This is a genomic window from Acidaminococcus hominis (genome assembly GCF_022484025.1).
Lineage (GTDB): Bacteria > Bacillota > Negativicutes > Acidaminococcales > Acidaminococcaceae > Acidaminococcus > Acidaminococcus hominis.
In genome coordinates this window covers 1,585,045-1,601,702 of the sequence record NZ_JAKVMG010000001.1, presented here as the reverse complement: position 1 = coordinate 1,601,702, position 16,658 = coordinate 1,585,045, and the positions used below count along the sequence as shown (strand labels likewise).

Genomic DNA, 16,658 nt, shown 5'->3' with positions numbered 1-16,658 from the left:
GAGGAAACTATGGATTATCTGGGTCTTTTGGAACAATGGGCGGCGGTCCAGCCGGAGCGCCCCTTTCTGATTACGGCAAAGGCCAGTTATACGTATCAGGAGATTTTGGAGCGGGCGAAAGACTATGCCAGAACCCTGGCGGCTTTCCAACCGGAACACCGGCCCCTGCTGATCCTGCGGAAAACGGCCCTGGAGCAGCTGATTTGCTTTCTGGGAGCGGAAAAGGCGGGCTGCGTACCCGTTTTGGCCCATCCAGATTTAAAGCCTGCTGCTGCCCGGGAATTTATGGTCAGGAGAAACATTCCCTACGGGGATCTTTTGGGAGAAAAGGTCCAATTTGCCCCCCAGGGGGACCCCCAGCCTGAGCCGGTGTGCATGGGCGTCCTGAGTTCCGGCTCCACCGGCCTGCCCAAGCTGATGTTCCGGCGCTACGCAAGCTGGGCCGGCTTTTTTACTGAGCAGAACAAAAAGTTCCAGGTAACTGGGAATACTGTAGGCTTTACGGAAGGCAGCATGAGCTTTACGGGAAACCTCAGCGTCTGGGCTTCCCTGCTGTATGCAGGAGCGTCCCTGGTGCTGTCGGATACCCTTTACAGCCGCACCTGGCTCCGGGAAATTGGCCAGTTCCAGGTGACCCTCTTGTACCTGGTGCCGGTGAAGCTGAAGCTGCTGCTGCGGGCGGCCCAGGGGCAATACCCCTCGGTAACGGCCATTATGGCCGGGTCCCAGCTTTTGGCGCCGGAAACAGCGGATCAGCTGAAGACCCATTTTCCCCACAGCCAGATTTACCTGTACTACGGAGCCAGCGAGCTGAACTATATTACCTGGCTCACCTACGAAGAACTCCAGCAGCACCCCCTGAGCGTAGGGCGCCCCTGTCCGGGGGTGAAGGTTTCCGTTTTGGACGGGAAAATCTACGTGGATACCCCTTACCATGTGGAAGGGGTGACCTGCCCCTTTACTTTGGAGGACCGGGGCTATTTTGATGCGGACGGCTACCTGACTTTTTTGGGCCGGGACGGCCGGGTAATCAACAAGGGCGGCCTGACCCTATCCTGCACCCATGTGGAGCAGGCGATTCTTTCGGTTGCCGGGGTAGCCGACGCAGTGGTGCTGCCCGTAGAGGAGGCAGCCCGGGGAGAGGACCTGGGAGCCTGCGTTATTCTTCAGGGAATTACCCTGGGGCAGCTGCGAAAAAAGCTGAAAGACCTGCTGCTGCCTGGCGAAATCCCCGGCTATTGGCTGGAACTGGACGCCCTGCCCCTAACGGGAGCCAGCAAGGTGGACAGCAGGAAGCTCAGCCAAAAGCTTCAGGCTTTGGTTCAAAATAGCCGTAAGAGCCTTTAAAAAATGCAAAATAACTGAAAAGACGTTACGAAAACGGTTTTGCTTTCTCAAAGGGCGGAACCGTTTTTTGCGTCCCGGACCGTTTTGGTATATACTAAAATAGTACAATTCTAAGATAAAGAAGGGATACTCATGCAAAAGACGAAAATATTGAGCTTGGCCATCCTGGCAGCCCTGCTTTCCAGCCCCTGTGCCTGGGCCGCAGAACCCACTCCCGCAGCCGCAGAAACGGCCGCTGCCCAGACCGATACAATGACTACTGGCAGCACAGAGGCCGCTGAGGACGAAACCACCGTTTACGGCAATGCTTCCGTTCCCATGCCCGACGCCCCTTTGGACCTGGTAGAATTTACGGCAGCCAAAATGGTTTCCGGGGAGAAAGTCACCCTGGCGGACAGTTACGCTGCCTTGAAAAACGATGAAAATATTGTGCTGGTGAAAAACGGCGCAGACGTTACCCTGTCCCACGGCGCCCTAAACAAAACCGGGAATACCACCAGTGTCCGGGGCAGCAAGTTTAACGGCCAAAACGCCGGGGTCCTGGCTGCAGATGCCACCCTGGCCCTGGACGGCTGCACCATCCGGACGGAAGCGGACGGCGCCAACGCCGTATTTGCGGCTGGGCCCAAAGGCGTCATCAAGATTCATGATTCCAATATCCGTACCACGGGGATAAATTCTCGGGGCCTGGATGCCGTAAAAGGCGCCAGCATTACTGCAGACAACATCAATATTGGCACCACGGGCCTCCGGTCCGCTGCTCTTGCCACCGAGCCGGCAGGGGCCGTGCTGAACGTCAGCAAGAGCACCGTAAATACCAGCGGCCAGGCCTCGCCCCTGGTGTACTCCAAAGGGGACATTACCCTGGCTGAGGCCAAGGGCGCTGCCGCAGCCAGCCAGATTGCGGTAGTGGAAGGCGGCAATATTGCCCGGCTGGAATACGTGGACGTGTCCGGTTCCGGCACCCACGGCATTCTGCTGTACCAGAACGGGGTCCGGGCTGATGGGGCCAATCCCACCCGGCTGTCCGTGAAAAATTCTGCCCTGCGCAGCCTGAAAACTGGCCCCCTGTTCTACGTGACCAATACCCAGGCCCGGATCTATTCCGAACTGAACACCCTCCAATACCTGGGCGGGGAACTGATCAAGGTTTCCGCCGGCCAGTGGGGGACGGAAGGGTCCAACGGAGCAGACCTGACCTTTATGGCCAACCAGCAGGCTCTGTTTGGCAACATCTCTGTGGATAATGCCAGCACCCTGGTATTGGATCTGCAAAACGGCAGCCACTATTCCGGCGCCATCAACCGGAGCCAGACGGCCAAACGGGTGGACGTCCAATTGGACGCTTCTTCTTCCTGGCAGGTGGCCGGTACCAGCTACATTACTTCTCTCAAGGATGCGGACACCACCCTGGCCAACATTAAGGGCAACGGCTTCACCGTTTATTACGACGCAGCCGATGCAGCCAATGCAGCCCTGGGCGGCAAGACCTACGAACTGCAAAACGGCGGCTATCTGAAGCCGGTGAAATAAGCCTGAGATTCAGGCCTCCGGACCGGGTCCGGAAGAAAAGAGGACATCATGAAAAAACTCAGCAGGATTTTCCTTTGTGTCATCATGGCGCTTTTGGTCTGCCTGCCGGCAGCCTCCGCTTTGGCGGCGCCCAGTGCCAGTGACCTGGCCAGTGAACGGGCGGAGCTGAGAACCAAAACGTATAAGGCTCTGCTCCAGCTCTACGAAAAGCAGCCCAAATCCCGGGAAGCCATCCAGCATTCCTATGGATACGCCGTGTTTGTGGATACCAGCTACAATCTGGGCCTGTTGGGCGGTGGTCACGGCCGGGGCCGGGCCATCAACCAGCACAGCAAACGGGAAGTCTTTATGAAAATGAGCCAGATGAAGGTGGGCTTGGGGGTGGGTGTACTCCAGTCCAACATCATCTTTGTCTTTGATACCCCGGAAGCCTTTGATTCCTTTGTGAAGAAGGGCTGGACCTTCGGCGGACAGGCTGCGGCCGCAGCTCGGGACGGTGTGCACGGGGATTCCCTGGAAGGCGCTTTCCAGGTAGCCCCCGGCATGTGGATGTACCGGGTCAGCACCAAAGGCCTGGCAGCCGAACTGGGCATCAACGGCACCCGGTTCACCGTGGATAAAAAGCTCACCGAGCCCAATAATCTTTAAGGAGGCGCCCTATGAGCGAAACAGGGGAATTGACCCTGCACCCGGTGGCCTGGTACCAGGGGGACCTGAAGGAAAAATTTGGCCTGCCCCGGCAAAGCGGGCTGGTACCCCAGCTTGCCGGCAAGATTATTATGGCTGAGGGGTTCCGCAGGCCGGAGGCCCTCCGGGGGCTGGAAGGCTTTTCCCACCTATGGCTGCTTTGGGGCTTTTCCAAGAACCATACCTGGTCCCCTACGGTGCGGCCGCCCCGGCTGGGCGGCAATACCCGGCTGGGGGTCTTTGCCACCCGGTCGCCTTTTCGGCCCAACCCGTTAGGGCTTTCTCTTGTGGAAATTAGGGAAATCCGGCTGGAGGGTCCCCAGGGTCCGGAAATCTGGGTGGCGGGGGCAGATTTGCTGGATGGCACCCCCATCTACGATCTCAAGCCCTACGTGCCCTACGCTGACGCCCGGCCGGAAGCTCGCAGCGGCTTTGCTCCGGCAGCGGATGCCCAGCTTACCGTGGAAGATCCCCAGGGCCTTCTGGAAGCCCTGCCCCAGACCCAGCAGGAAGCCCTCCGGGGCGTCCTGGCCCAGGATCCCCGGCCCCATTACCAAAAGGACCCGGAGCGGGTCTACGGTCTGCGGTTTGACCGGTGGAATGTGAAGTTCCGAGTGGACGGAAATACCCTCTGGGTTGAAAAATTGGAAGAATAAGCAGAAGGACCTTCGGAAAGTGCCGGGGGTCCTTTTCATTTTACAGTATCGATAAATTCTCTTGCACCAATCCTGATTTTTGTAGTATGATTACATAATGAAACCAAATTTGGAAGGAGCGTATGCAAATGCTGAAAAAAGCTGTCCTGGCGGCTGCTATGACCCTGTGTCTGGGGATGGCCCTGCCCGCTTTTGCTGAAGTAGAAAGTGTACAAGCCTCGGTAGGTCTTTTGGATATGACCTGGCCCCAGGTAAAAACCGACAACAAGGCTGCGGACAAAATGGTGAACCAGAACATCAAAGCTTTCATGGACGACTTCCGCAATGGCTTTGTGGACCGGAAATTTACCGCTGGCAAAACCTGGTATGAAACCAAATTCGAAGATCCCCAGCTGCTTTCCCTGCTGCTGAGCGATGTGCGCACGGAAGGCTCTGTCTCCACCCAAAGAACCGTAGGCGCTGTCTACGATATGTCCACCGGCGACCGGCTGCCCCTGGCCTCCTTTGTCCGGATTACCCTGGCTGATATCAACGACCGGCTGAAAACCGGCTTCTACCGGGATGGGGATGTGCATGTGTACCCGGACCATCCGGCAACCCGGATTCCCACGGACTTTTTCCTGAACCCGGACGGCAGCATCTGCCTGCTGTACCAGACCAATGAAATGGGAAGTCTGCTGGAGGGCAATGTGTACCTGCGGCTGAGCCCTCAGGACATTTCTGCCCTGAATGCCAAGAATCCTAGAAAATAATCAGAAAAGGACAATATGCTGCTGAAACAATCAAAAAGCCGCTGGAGGCACAGGCTCAGCTGGGGGACGGCGTTCCTCTGTCTGGCCGTGCCTCATTTGTCTATGGGGGCGGCAAACCTAGAGACCCAGCAAACCCTGGACAAGCTCCAGGAAGCCTCCCTTACGGTGCTGGCCGCCTCCATCTGCGCCGGTACCTACGACAACGGCTCTGAAAAAAGTACGGGAAACCGCTACCTGGCTGACTACGGCTGGGATACCCAATATTACGCCTTTCAGGACGGCAAGGCCCAGGTGCATTTCACCCTGGCCCGGCATCGGGGCCTGGTGCAGGGCAAGCCCCTGGCCGTACTGGCCTTCCGGGGCAGCCAAACCCAGGGAGACTGGCAGCTGAACCTGAAAACGGATCAGGTGCTCTTTCCTGGGGGAAAACCGAAAGAACCGGAAGCTAAAAACGCTCCTGCCGTCCATCAGGGTTTCCTCCAATACGCCAGGGCCGCCCTGGACTGTCCAGTGGACCTGGACGGGGACGGCACCCCGGACAATATTCCGGCGTATTTAAAGACCCACCCGGACCAGCAGCTGCTGCTGACCGGCCACAGCCTGGGCGGCGCCGGTGCTGTGCTGTACGGGGCAGAACTGGTGCAGCAGGGGGCTTCCCCCAGCCAGCTGCCCATTATTACCTTTGGGGCTCCGGCAGTGGGAAACCCGGCCTTTGCCAAAACCTATGGAAGCAGGCTGGACCTTTTGCGGATCTATACCAGCCTAGACCCGGTGCCCGGCCTGGTGCAGACCTTCTGCGGAGGCTACCAGCAGTTTGGCCGGGAAAAGGAGTACCGGCTGTCCGGGAACTACACCGATTACCAGCACCCCATTTCCTATTACCTGGACCTGGCCGTGCGGGATTACCATCAGGTGCGGAAAGAAGCCCTGGATGAAGGGCTTATCCAGCCTTTGCCCAAACGTTCCCTAAAGGGGAATGGACCCATTGTGGCACTTGCCGTTTTCTGTAGGGACAATGGGGCGGATACCCGTTTTTCTCCCGATCTTAGCCAGTTCCTGCTGGACGAATACCGGAGCCTGCTGCCCCGGTACGTGGTCATTGCCAGCGAGCATACCCGGGAGGCCGGGGAAGAAATACCGGCTCAGGACCTTCGGGGCAAAGCTCTGGCCGCAGGAGCCCAGTACCTAATTGTGGTTCACGGAGAACGCCAGCGCCTGGGCCAGACGGACAAATGGGCCATCAGCCTGGGCCAGGAAGTCGTTGACCTGAAGAACGGGGGCGTGCTGTCCCTGACTACCGGCAGTACCCGGGTCCGCTTTGAGCAGGGCATTCTGCAAAGCACCCTGCGGCTGCTGGAGAACCAGAAAATTGCTTTACGTCAGCTTCTGCCGGTGAATTCCCAGCAGACTGTTAACGAAATAGAGTAGGAGAAGAGGGGAATTATCATGAAAATCATCGATGGGCATATGCACTTTTACCGTACCCCGGGCTTTGACCAGTTGGCCAAAGAGGCCGGTCATGAAAATACGGCGGAGCATTATCTGAAGGCCTGCAAGGAAAATAACGTGGTCATGTCCGTGGTTATGGGCAATGCACCCCTGGGACCTTCCCTGTACGGGGGCACGGTGCCCCGGGTGCCGGACCTGGCGGGGCCCTTTGACCTGGAGCATTACAACCAGCCCAAGGAAATCGTCTACTGTGCCGGGGTGGACAGCAACGCCCTGACCGAAGAAAACTGCCGGGCTACCGCCAAGGAATTTGAGCGGGTGCTTCAGACGCCCCAGTGCGTGGGCATCAAGATTTACCTGGGTTACAGCCTGGTCTATGCCTACGACAAGCGCCATTTCCCCCTGTACGAACTGGCGGAAAAGTACAATGTGCCGGTGGTCTTCCATACGGGAGATACGGCTGGGGGCCATGGCCTGCTGAAGTACGCCCATCCCCTGACCATCGATGAAGTGGCCATGCAGTTCCCCCGGGTAAAATTCGTCATTGCCCACTGCGGCAACCCCTGGATCCTGGATGCCATGGAAGTGGTGGCCAAGGACCCCAATGTGTACGTGGACCTGTCGGGCCTTTTGGAAGGCCGCTTTGACGGCGCCGTATTCTACGAAAAGCACCGGGATTACTTCAGGTACATGAGAATGTGGCTGGACTATGTGAACCGCTATGATAAGGTGATTTATGGCACCGACTGGCCCCTGATCAACATCCGCAGTTACATTGACGTGATGAAGCTAGTGATTCCAGAAGCCCATTACCAGGAATTCTTCTATGACAATGCCCGCCGGGTATTCAGCAAAATCAATCCATTGCTTCCCAAGGAGGAATAATATGATTACAGGCAATCCCCAAGATATGGCAAGAATGGCCAAAGCGCTTCAGGGCCGGGTGGCCCAGGCCCTGGAAATCCTGTCCCAGCTGGACGTAAAAGCCCTGCCGGTGGGCAAGACCCCCCTGGACGGGGACAACATCTACGCCAGCGTCAACGAGTACGCTACGGAACCCTGGGCGGACCGCCGTCCGGAAAAGCATGAGCAGTACATCGATATCCAGATTGTAGCTGCCGGCCGGGAAATTATCGGCTACGGGGACGTGGAAAATGCCGGCCCCATGACCGAAGACAAGCGGGAAACCAACGATGTGTCCTTCTACGCCTCTGTGACCCAGGAAAAGAAGCTGGAGCTGGAAGAAGGCCAGTTCGCCATCTTTTATCCCTGGGAAGTCCATCGCCCCAACTGCCAGTTTGCCGGCAGTCCGGAGCAGGTTAAAAAAGTGGTGGTGAAGGTGAGAGCCTAAGCCCCTGAAAATGCTGAGGAACCGAGTCAATGCAGCTGCATTGGCCCGGTTTTTTGCTGACCTGGGCAGCCGCAGGGAGAAGAACGGCAGAATTTTCCCCAGCTGTTTTCCTTTTGGGGCAACCTGTGGCATAATAGGGAAGAACCTGGCCGCAGCAGGCGCGCACACAAAAAAAGCCTGGAGCGGCCATACGCATCAAGAAGAAGTGAAGGAGCAGCAGATGGAGAAGCAAGGCATCACACGGAAAATCCTTTTGGCCCTGTGCCTGGGGGCGGCTGGCACTTTGCCAGCCGGCACGGTGCAGGCAGCGGCAGCGGCGGAGCTGCCGGTTTACGATTTGGGAGAACTGGTGGTTACGGCCACCAAAACAAAACTGGATAAAAAAAGTGCACCTATGTCCGTACAGACCATTACGGAAAAGGATATCCAGCAGATGGGCGCCTATAACGTCACCGATGTGTTAAAAACGGTGGCCGGCCTCAATGTAATGGAAATCAGCACGGAACGTGGGGGCGTGCCCCTGGGGGCGCAGGCCTCCCTCCGGGGCATGGGTACCTCCGCCACCCTGATTCTGGTGGACGGCCGCCGGCTGGCCGGGGAAGATTCTGGCAGCACCCGGAACGTCTACGAACTGAACCGGCTGAACCTGCACCAGGTGGAACGGATTGAAATCATCCGGGGAGCCGGGTCCGGGCTGTACGGCAGTGATGCCATGGGCGGGGTCATCAACGTCATCACCAAAAAGGAGCAGGCAGAAGGCGGCTACGCCGGTACCCAGCTGGGCTCCCGGGAAAACTCCGTGTACGGGGGCTATTCCACCGGGGACGTGGGCAAGCTGAATCTGAACTTTAACTACAACCTGACGGAAGTTCGGAAGCAGGACCAAAAGGTGGGAACCAACCTGTACGGTCCCAAACGGGATTTTGGCTTCCAGGGCAATTACCAGTTCAATGACCACAGCGGCTTGGACTTTGGGGCTTCCTTCCTGAAGGAGCAGTACCAGTCCCTGACCTACGGCAATACGGCGGCGGGAAATATGCGCGAGTGGTACGACAACAACCGGACTGACGCTCATGTGAAATACTACGGCTTTGACCGGAAAAACGACTACGAGTTCCAGACCTATTACAACCGGCTGGGAAAAGAATCCCGGCAGCGCAGCACCAGCGCCTGGCAGGACTTTGACCATGCCAAGTACGAAACCACCGTAATGGAGGGCAAGAATACCTATCGTGCCAACAAGCAGCATACCCTGACCTACGGGGCCGAATACCGCTGGCAGAAGGCCGGGGGCACCCGGCTGGGCAGCGGCGCCGGCGGAAACCAGGAGGAAACGTATTTGGGCATTTCCAAGGCCTATTCCTCCGCCAGCCTGGATTCCTACGCAGCCTACGTCCAGGACGAATGGCGGCTGTCGAACAAGCTGTTTTTCGTGCCCAGTCTGCGCTACGACCATTACGACAGCTTTGGTGGGGAGTGGTCCCCTCGGGCCGGTCTGACCTACAGCCTGAGCAAAGCTGTCCGGCTGAAAACCAACTATGGCTTGGGCTACCGGGCTCCCAGCATTTTTGAGCTGTATTCCCATATGAACCGGAACGAAGGGCAGACCCAGGTCCAGGTTTATGGGAACAGCCAGTTGGAAGCGGAAAAGTCCCGGACTTTTGACTTTGGCCTGGAAGCGGAAAAAGGCCGGAGCACCGGCCGGCTGACCTATTTCCACAACAAGGTGGACAACCTGATTGATGCCCAGCTGCTGCGCCGGCAGGGCCGTACCCTCTATTTCCAGTATGCCAATATCAAGCAGGCAGTGATGGACGGGGTGGAAGGGGAGTACGCCTACCGCTTCGACAAGCACTGGGACGCCAAGCTGAACTTTACCTACTTGGACGCCCGGGACGGCAGCACCGATGCCCGGCTTACCGGACGGGCCCGGCTGAATGGCCTGGTGCAGCTAAACTGGACCGATGCCAAGCCCAATCCCTGGACCGCTTCCCTGTATACCCTGTGGTTCAAGGATTTCCTGGACGCCAGCGGGAAAAACTATACCTACAGCACTACCAACCTGGTGGTCACCAAGGACCTGAACAAGACCACCCATTTGTACGCCGGGGTGGACAATCTGTTCAACAAAACCTTCTCCTATGAGGACGATTTCTCTATTTACGGCCGCACCTGGCGGACCGGGGTGGAATTCCGTTTCTAAGGGGCAGGGAGCTCTCTTTTAGGACCTGTTTTAGAAAAATAAAATTGGAAGTTTCTTGCAAACAGGCTTTCATAAATTGCAACCCATTGCCAAAAAGTACGAGTGAATGCGTGATACATACATTGACTCGTACTTTTTTCAGTGGTATACTATCCCTGCTAGTTAGTAAATACTAACTATTTAACATAATGAACAGCCTAAAGCTAGGAATACTTATATTAAATAATTAGAAAGGACTAACTTATCGTGAAAAAATGGATGGTGCTGGGCCTGGCTTGCTGCCTTCTGCTGGCGGCAGGCTGCGGGGAACAAAAGCAGGAAACAGCGGTAAAAACAGAAAATCAGGTGGTACTGCCTTATCCGGAGAATATGCAGAAGCTGGGGTTTACGGAAAGCGTGGTACTGCCCAAACAGCCGGAGCGGGTCATCTCTCTGGCCAATACCCCTGTCCTGGCCCTGGAAACTCTGGGAGTTCCCCAGGTGGGGATTCCGGATACCAAGATTCTCCAGTGGCCGGACAGCCTGAAACAGCGGGCGAAACTACTCCAGACGGGTATGCGTTCCAATATTGATCTGGAAACGGTGCTGACCCTAAAGCCGGACCTGGTGCTGGTGGGCGCCCATGCCAAGGATACCTACGGAAAACTCCTGGAGCGGGAAAAGATTCCTGTCTACTATGTGGCAGCGGGGCCTGCTGTTCCCTATGAGGACGTGAAAGCGCTGACCCTGATTCTGGCCGATGCCTTAGGGAAAAATAAGCCGGCTGCTCAGAAAATCAAGGACGATTTTGCTGCTATGGAACAACGGCTGAACCAGCAGCGCAAGGAAAACCAAGGGAAAAAGGTACTGGTACTCCAGGCTGCTCCGCCTCGGTTTTTCCTTCAGAACAAGAACGGCACCGTAGGCTCCATGCTGGAGCTGCTGGGCTACACCAACGTGGCTCCGGCAGCAGGCGGCGCCATGGTGCCCATGAACCAGGAAACTGCCCTTTCCTATGAGCCGGACCTGCTTGTCTGCGTCAGCGCCATGAATGGGGAAGACCAGCAGCGGGAGGCCATGGAAAAAGAATTCCAGGAACATGCCGCCTATTGGAACCATTTTGCAGCGGTGCGCCAGGGCAAGGTGGTATATCTTCCTAAGTGGTTTGCTATCTCGGGCGGTTTGGATGAACTCCAGCAGTTGGATGCCCTGATACAAAAACTGGCGGAAACGGAAGGAGCCCGCCCATGAAGGGTGGGGAAAAAGAAACTACAGGGCTTTGCCTGCTGCTGCTCCTGGTTTTGGCCGGCCTTTCCCTTTTGGCTCTGGGTCTTGGCAGTGCCTGGTTTTCGCCCCGGGAGATTGTGGAAGGTCTGTGGCAGGGGGACGGCACCATTCGCTTGGTGGTGCTCAACCTGCGGCTGCCCCGGATTCTGATTGCTGTTCTAACCGGCTGCGCCCTGTCCCTTTCTGGGGCCCTGCTCCAGGCGGTGATGCGCAATCCCCTGGCTGATCCCGGCATTATTGGGGTTTCCGCAGGGGCGGTAACGGCAGCTACTACCGTACTGCTGCTGGCTCCTAAGCTGCTGCTTTTGGTGCCCCTGTTCGCCTTTGGCGGTGCCCTGCTGGCCTGCGTCATCATCTACCTGCTGGCCTGGAAACGGGGCGTGGATCCGGTGCGGATCATTCTCTCCGGGGTGGCGGTAAACGCTGTGCTAGGGTCCTACACTTCCTTTCTCCAGCTGCTCAATGCGGACAACCTGTCCGGGGTGCTGGGCTTTTTGAACGGGAGCCTTTCCGGCCGGGGCTGGGACCAGGTCTTCCTGGTGGCTGTCTACGCTGGCGTAGGAATCCTGCTGACCCTGTGCTGCATTAAGGGCGCCAATATTCTCCAATTGGGAGACGAGATGGCTTCCAGCCTGGGAGTCAACGTAAACGCCTGGCGGATTGGGATTTCGGCAGTGGCTGCGTTTTTGGCAGCGGCTACAGTGGCCGTAGCCGGGATGATTGGCTTTGTGGGTCTGGTAGTGCCCCATATTGCCCGGCTGCTGGTGGGAGCGGATTACCGCGCCCTGGTACCAGTTTCTGCCCTTTTGGGCAGCTGTACCCTGCTGGCCGCGGATACCCTGGGCCGGGTACTGATTCCCAGTATGGAAATCCCGGTGGGCCTGGTAATGGCCATGACCGGCGGTCCCTTTTTCTTATATATGCTGCGGAAGAAAGGATGATGAAGATGCGGCTTTATGGTGCGAAGCTGGGCATCGGCTACGAAAACAGGCTGGTGCTTCAGGATTTTGATATCTCGGTCCAAAAGGGAGAAATTACCACCCTGATTGGACCCAACGGCAGCGGCAAGTCCACGGTGTTAAAAACCTTGACCCGGCTTTTGGCTTGCCGCAGCGGTACGGTGTTCTGCAACGGGGTGGACCTGCGGCGGATTCCGTCCAAGGAGTTTGCCCGGCAGGTGGGGGTCTTGCCCCAGCAGCATCTGGTGCCTCCGGGGTTTAAGGTCAAGGACCTGGTCAGCTATGGCCGGGTGCCCTACCAGAACTGGCATCAGGGCAACTCCTCGGAAGATGAGGCGGCGGTGGAACGGGCCATGCAGGCCACTGGGGTTTGGGGCCTCAGGGATAAAACCGTCTACGCCTGCTCTGGGGGAGAGGCCCAGCGGGTGTGGATTGCCACGGTGCTGGCCCAGGAACCGGAAATCCTCTTTCTGGATGAACCCACTACCTTTTTGGACGTTGCCTACCAATACGAGGTGCTGCAGCTGGTGAAAAAGCTCAACCGGGAGCAGGGCATGGGCGTGGTCATGGTTCTCCATGATCTGGGCCAGGCCCTGGAAATCAGTGACCGGGTCATCGTTATCAAAAATGGGAAAAAATATGCGGAAGGAACCCCGGAACAGGTGATTACCTCGAAAATGCTTTGGGAGGTCTACCACGTGGAATGTGAAGTGGTGCGGCTGCCCGGCCGGCGCAAACCCATACTGGCCTACCGGGAGATTTCGTGATGCCAAGGGGCAGTGCAGCCTGGCAGCGCTCGGACTTTCGCGCTTTCCTCCACTATTTTGCCCGGTACCGGAAACTGGCCTTTTTTCTGATGCTGGGCGCTGCCGCAGGGGCTGCCCTGGAACTGGTGTTTCCCCTGGGGGTCCGGCAGATCCTCCATACGGAGCTGCCTAAGGCGGCCTGGCCGCCGGTGCTGCGCTGGTGTATAGGGTTGGGACTGGTTTATCTGCTGAACTTTCTGGTACTGTTTGGGGTTTCCTATGGGGGAGGGCTCCTCAGCGCCCAGCTGGAAAATGACCTGCGGCAGGAGCTGTTCCGGCATCTGCAAACCCTGCCCTTTGCTTTCTTTGATAATGCCAAAACCGGCCAGCTGCTGGCTACCCTCACCGGGGATGTGGCGGAAACCGGAGAACTGGCAGCCCGGCTGCCCGGGGACCTGCTGGTCAGCGTGGTGAGCCTTTTGGGCACCGCCTGTATCCTGCTGTATCTGGACCCTTTGCTGGGCGGCCTTGTGACCCTGCTTATGGGCCTTAAAGCTCTCCATACCATTTGGATTAATCTGAAGCTCAAGGCTACTTTCGGTCAGGTCCGGCAGGAATACGGCCACTTGTCCGCCATTGGGGAAGAAAACCTCAGCGGGGTCCGCATGGTCCGCGCCTCCACCGCAGAGAGCTGGAGCGTCCGGGCCTTTGCCCGGGCTTCCAGGGCCTATCTGGCAGCCCGCCGCCGGTCTTTTGGCATCCGGTCCTATTTTGGGGCCAGCGTGAACTTTTTCACCAATTCCATCTATTTGGCCATTCTGCTGGCAGGCAGCTGGCAAATCCAGCGAGGCGCCCTGCTGCTCAGTGACCTGGTGGCGTTCTTCCTCTATGTGGGCGTCTTTATCAAACCTGTGATGAAGCTGGTGCTTTTTGTGGAAACGTACCAGCAAAGTATGGCCGGGTTCCGGCGCTTTCGGGCCCTGATGGGCGAGGCGGCTGAGGACCAGGAGCCGCTGCCGGAACTGCCGCCGGTGCAGGGCAAAATAGAATTTCAAGATGTATCCTTTGGGTACCACCCGGGAAACCCCGTGCTCCAGCACATTTCCCTGGTGATTCAGCCCGGGGAAAAGGTGGCATTTGTCGGTCCCACCGGTACCGGCAAAAGTACCCTGATCAGTCTGCTGCTGCGCTTTTATGAGCCCCAGTCGGGCAGCATCCTGGTAGACGGCCGGGATATTTCCCAATATTCCCGCCGCAGTCTGCGCCGGCAAATTGCCCTGGTGCAGCAGGACGTATTTCTTTTTTCCGACTCGGTGTGGCACAACCTGGTGTACGGTACTTTTGAATGCAGTGAAGAAGAAGTCTGCCGGGCTGCAGAGGCGGCCAGAGCCCTGGACTTCATCCGGCAGCTGCCGGAACAATTTGCTACAGAAATTGGCGAACGGGGCATCAAGCTTTCCGGGGGTCAGCGCCAGCGGCTGGCCCTGGCCCGAGCCTTTTTGAAGAATGGCGCCATCGTGGTGCTGGACGAGGCCACCTCGGCCTTGGACAACATTACGGAAGCCCAGATTCAGGGAGAATTGCAGCGGCTGAGCCGGGGCAAGACCACCCTGATGATTGCCCACCGACTGAGCACCGTGGCCCAGGCTGACACCATTGTGGTGCTGGACCGGGGCCGAATTGTGGAAAAGGGCAGCCCAGCGGAGCTGCTGGCCCGCAAAGGCGCCTATTACCGGCTTTGGCAAAAGGAAACCGGAAAACTGGAAGAAAAGGAAAGAAGGAGACAAAAATGAACATCTTTGCGGTAGGTTTGGATTATTTTATCAAAGGCGGCTGGGTCATGTACCCCTTGCTGCTGTGTTCCTTGGCTGCCGTGGCCATTGGCGTGGAACGCTTCCTGTTCTTTCGGAAGGCGGACAGCGGCCGGGCGTTTACCAAGGGCTTTTGCCGCTATATTGAAAATAATGACTGGAACCATGCCAAGGCTTTGGCCGACCATACCCAGGGAGAAATTGCCAAGTTGGCCACCATTGTCATGGACCGGCACGACAATTACGAGTACCTGGAAAACTTTATCAGCTACCGGGCAGAACGGGCCCTGGACAAGTTCGAAAAGAATCTGCCCTACCTGAGCATCATCGTGACCCTGTCCCCGGTGCTGGGGCTCTTAGGTACGGTAACCGGCATGATGGGCGCCTTCAACAACCTGACCCAGCGCATGGCCAACCCCATGTCCGTTACGGCAGGGCTGGCCGAAGCGCTGATTACCACCGTGTTTGGCCTGTGCATCTCCATTGTGGCCGTTTGCTTCCACGGGTATTTTGAGCGGCGGATGAAGCTGCTGACCCTGAACCTGGAAGAAATGGGCAATACCCTCCTGGAAGCCGTCCGGAAAAAGACGGAAAGGGAAACCCCGGAACTGATGCAAGGGGGCAGAAGACGGGCATGATCAAGCTGAAAAATCGCAAGAAACAGGAAATCGGGATTATGATCAGTCCCATGATTGATATGAGCTTTCTGCTGCTGGTTTTCTTCGTGGTCAGCACCATGAGCATGAGCGAAGTGAAAACCGTTCCCGTCCAGCTGCCGGCAGCCTCCCAGGTGCAGCTCCAGCAAAGCAGCCAGTTTGCCGTGACGGTAAAGGCGGATGGCAGCCTCTATTTGGGTACTACCCCCATTACCCAGGACACTCTTTTGGCCCAGGCCAAAGCCCAGGCCGCCCAAAACCCCAACTTTTCCCTGGTGATTTATGGGGACGGCAAGGTCCCCTACGAGGCCATCATCCACCTGCTGGATTCCTGCAAGCAGGCGGGCATTACCCGGGTGGGACTGGTGGCAGAACAGGCGGCGCCCCATGCAGCTCAATAATTGCCAAAAGGGTATTACCGTTTCCCTGGGAGCCCATCTGCTGGTCTTTGTGCTGCTGGGCCTGGCAGGCTGGCAGAGCTGGGAGAGCCGGCAGCAGGATAACCGCATTTATACCGTACAGATTGTTTCCGGCGGAGTGCCGGGAGCAAAAAGCGGCGGTGGCACGGCGGCAGCCTTACCGGCCCAGCCCAGTCAGGCTGTGAGCAGAACCCAGGTACGCCCCAGCAGTGAGATTCCTCTGCCGGGAGCCACACCCGTCCCTGCGGCAAATGCTTCTGCCCCCCTGGAGGCTCCGGAACCTGCGGGCGCAGCTGTAGGTTCCAGTGCCGCCACAGGTACAGGAACAGGAGCAGGGATAGGTTCTGGTACCGAAGCCGGCAGTGGGGACGGCAGCGGCACAGGAGAAGGTACGGGAGGCGGCGGCCCCAGCTTTGATGTGGACGCCATCCAACCCGACGTTTCTCCGGAGCTTTTGAGCTCCGTTCCGGCTGCCTATCCGGAGCAGCTGCGGAGCCACGGCATCCAGGGCAGCGTCCGGGTGCAGCTGGTGGTGGGCAAGGACGGTTCGGTGGAAACGGCCTCCGTGATTGCCAGCTCCGGCTACGGGCTCATGGACCAGGCAGCCCTTGATGCTGCCTATGGGTATACCTTCAGCCCGGCCTACAAGGAAGGCATTCCGGTGCGGTGCTACGCCACCCGGACTTTCCGGTTTTATTTGCATTAATTGCTTTATTTGGATTATGGGATTTCGCCTGGCAGGTCTGGGGAGTGGGCCTGCCGCCAAAGGCAGTCTATATAGTACAATGCGGGAGCCTGACTTATAATGCACTGATAAAGGAGA

Annotated in this window: 16 protein-coding genes; all 16 read left to right on the top strand. The window is 57.6% G+C overall.

Going from position 1 to position 16,658, the window contains the following annotated elements:
• Window positions 1-9 precede the first annotated feature (9 nt).
• Entirely contained in the window at window positions 10-1,347 is a 1,338-nt protein-coding gene (locus tag LKE88_RS07110; RefSeq protein WP_276803186.1) for an AMP-binding protein, read from the top strand.
• A 132-nt stretch (window positions 1,348-1,479) separates the two neighbouring features.
• Window positions 1,480-2,880, top strand: coding sequence for a hypothetical protein (locus LKE88_RS07105; RefSeq protein ID WP_105326238.1), 1,401 nt, complete (start codon window positions 1,480-1,482; stop codon window positions 2,878-2,880).
• A gap of 48 nt (window positions 2,881-2,928) precedes the next feature.
• Window positions 2,929-3,528: a lipid-binding SYLF domain-containing protein gene (locus tag LKE88_RS07100; protein ID WP_105326237.1), complete on the top strand. Its 600-nt coding sequence runs from the start codon at window positions 2,929-2,931 to the stop codon at window positions 3,526-3,528.
• 11 nt (window positions 3,529-3,539) lie between these two features.
• The gene (gene tsaA, locus LKE88_RS07095) at window positions 3,540-4,223 is read left to right on the top strand and encodes a tRNA (N6-threonylcarbamoyladenosine(37)-N6)-methyltransferase TrmO (RefSeq protein WP_118286744.1); all 684 of its coding nucleotides are present in this window, start codon (window positions 3,540-3,542) and stop codon (window positions 4,221-4,223) included.
• Window positions 4,224-4,351: 128 nt separating this feature from the next.
• The gene (locus LKE88_RS07090) at window positions 4,352-4,975 is read left to right on the top strand and encodes a polysaccharide deacetylase family protein (protein WP_105326235.1); all 624 of its coding nucleotides are present in this window, start codon (window positions 4,352-4,354) and stop codon (window positions 4,973-4,975) included.
• 15 nt (window positions 4,976-4,990) lie between these two features.
• Window positions 4,991-6,403 carry a lipase family protein gene (locus LKE88_RS07085; protein ID WP_105326234.1) on the top strand — a complete coding sequence of 471 codons (1,413 nt, stop codon included), beginning with the start codon at window positions 4,991-4,993 and terminating at the stop codon, window positions 6,401-6,403.
• 18 nt (window positions 6,404-6,421) lie between these two features.
• Window positions 6,422-7,309, top strand: a complete 888-nt coding sequence (locus LKE88_RS07080) for an amidohydrolase family protein (RefSeq protein WP_105326233.1) — start codon at window positions 6,422-6,424, stop codon at window positions 7,307-7,309.
• A 1-nt stretch (window position 7,310) separates the two neighbouring features.
• Window positions 7,311-7,775 (top strand): NanQ anomerase/TabA/YiaL family protein, encoded by a 465-nt coding sequence (locus LKE88_RS07075; protein WP_105326232.1) that lies wholly within the window; start codon window positions 7,311-7,313, stop codon window positions 7,773-7,775.
• A 10-nt stretch (window positions 7,776-7,785) separates the two neighbouring features.
• Window positions 7,786-9,978 (top strand): TonB-dependent receptor plug domain-containing protein, encoded by a 2,193-nt coding sequence (locus LKE88_RS07070; RefSeq protein WP_276803182.1) that lies wholly within the window; start codon window positions 7,786-7,788, stop codon window positions 9,976-9,978.
• A gap of 246 nt (window positions 9,979-10,224) precedes the next feature.
• Window positions 10,225-11,208, top strand: a complete 984-nt coding sequence (locus tag LKE88_RS07065; protein WP_276803180.1) for an ABC transporter substrate-binding protein — start codon at window positions 10,225-10,227, stop codon at window positions 11,206-11,208.
• Window positions 11,205-12,185, top strand: a complete 981-nt coding sequence (locus LKE88_RS07060) for a FecCD family ABC transporter permease (protein ID WP_105326229.1) — start codon at window positions 11,205-11,207, stop codon at window positions 12,183-12,185. The genes LKE88_RS07065 and LKE88_RS07060 overlap by 4 nt, the downstream gene beginning before the upstream one ends.
• The gene (locus tag LKE88_RS07055) at window positions 12,185-12,970 is read left to right on the top strand and encodes an ABC transporter ATP-binding protein (RefSeq protein WP_234997683.1); all 786 of its coding nucleotides are present in this window, start codon (window positions 12,185-12,187) and stop codon (window positions 12,968-12,970) included. The genes LKE88_RS07060 and LKE88_RS07055 overlap by 1 nt, the downstream gene beginning before the upstream one ends.
• Complete coding sequence (locus LKE88_RS07050) at window positions 12,970-14,742, top strand: ABC transporter ATP-binding protein (RefSeq protein ID WP_105326228.1); 1,773 nt, start codon at window positions 12,970-12,972, stop codon at window positions 14,740-14,742. The genes LKE88_RS07055 and LKE88_RS07050 overlap by 1 nt, the downstream gene beginning before the upstream one ends.
• Entirely contained in the window at window positions 14,739-15,398 is a 660-nt protein-coding gene (locus LKE88_RS07045; protein WP_118286748.1) for a MotA/TolQ/ExbB proton channel family protein, read from the top strand. Before LKE88_RS07050 ends, LKE88_RS07045 begins: the two co-directional genes overlap by 4 nt.
• Window positions 15,395-15,817, top strand: coding sequence for an ExbD/TolR family protein (locus LKE88_RS07040; protein ID WP_105326226.1), 423 nt, complete (start codon window positions 15,395-15,397; stop codon window positions 15,815-15,817). The genes LKE88_RS07045 and LKE88_RS07040 overlap by 4 nt, the downstream gene beginning before the upstream one ends.
• Entirely contained in the window at window positions 15,804-16,541 is a 738-nt protein-coding gene (locus LKE88_RS07035; protein WP_105326225.1) for an energy transducer TonB, read from the top strand. Before LKE88_RS07040 ends, LKE88_RS07035 begins: the two co-directional genes overlap by 14 nt.
• The last annotated feature ends 117 nt before the right edge of the window (window positions 16,542-16,658 follow it).

What these genes read in the sequence shown, in the direction of transcription:
- LKE88_RS07070 (WP_276803182.1), top strand. Translation starts at nt 7,786, where the DNA reads ATGCTGAGGAACCGAGTCAATGCAGCTGCATTGGCCCGGTTTTTTGCT.
- LKE88_RS07090 (WP_105326235.1), top strand. Translation starts at nt 4,352, where the DNA reads ATGCTGAAAAAAGCTGTCCTGGCGGCTGCTATGACCCTGTGTCTGGGG.
- LKE88_RS07040 (WP_105326226.1), top strand. Translation starts at nt 15,395, where the DNA reads ATGATCAAGCTGAAAAATCGCAAGAAACAGGAAATCGGGATTATGATC.
- LKE88_RS07060 (WP_105326229.1), top strand. Translation starts at nt 11,205, where the DNA reads ATGAAGGGTGGGGAAAAAGAAACTACAGGGCTTTGCCTGCTGCTGCTC.
- LKE88_RS07075 (WP_105326232.1), top strand. Translation starts at nt 7,311, where the DNA reads ATGATTACAGGCAATCCCCAAGATATGGCAAGAATGGCCAAAGCGCTT.
- LKE88_RS07050 (WP_105326228.1), top strand. Translation starts at nt 12,970, where the DNA reads ATGCCAAGGGGCAGTGCAGCCTGGCAGCGCTCGGACTTTCGCGCTTTC.
- LKE88_RS07045 (WP_118286748.1), top strand. Translation starts at nt 14,739, where the DNA reads ATGAACATCTTTGCGGTAGGTTTGGATTATTTTATCAAAGGCGGCTGG.
- LKE88_RS07085 (WP_105326234.1), top strand. Translation starts at nt 4,991, where the DNA reads ATGCTGCTGAAACAATCAAAAAGCCGCTGGAGGCACAGGCTCAGCTGG.
- LKE88_RS07105 (WP_105326238.1), top strand. Translation starts at nt 1,480, where the DNA reads ATGCAAAAGACGAAAATATTGAGCTTGGCCATCCTGGCAGCCCTGCTT.
- LKE88_RS07110 (WP_276803186.1), top strand. Translation starts at nt 10, where the DNA reads ATGGATTATCTGGGTCTTTTGGAACAATGGGCGGCGGTCCAGCCGGAG.
- tsaA (WP_118286744.1), top strand. Translation starts at nt 3,540, where the DNA reads ATGAGCGAAACAGGGGAATTGACCCTGCACCCGGTGGCCTGGTACCAG.
- LKE88_RS07100 (WP_105326237.1), top strand. Translation starts at nt 2,929, where the DNA reads ATGAAAAAACTCAGCAGGATTTTCCTTTGTGTCATCATGGCGCTTTTG.
- LKE88_RS07035 (WP_105326225.1), top strand. Translation starts at nt 15,804, where the DNA reads ATGCAGCTCAATAATTGCCAAAAGGGTATTACCGTTTCCCTGGGAGCC.
- LKE88_RS07080 (WP_105326233.1), top strand. Translation starts at nt 6,422, where the DNA reads ATGAAAATCATCGATGGGCATATGCACTTTTACCGTACCCCGGGCTTT.
- LKE88_RS07055 (WP_234997683.1), top strand. Translation starts at nt 12,185, where the DNA reads ATGAAGATGCGGCTTTATGGTGCGAAGCTGGGCATCGGCTACGAAAAC.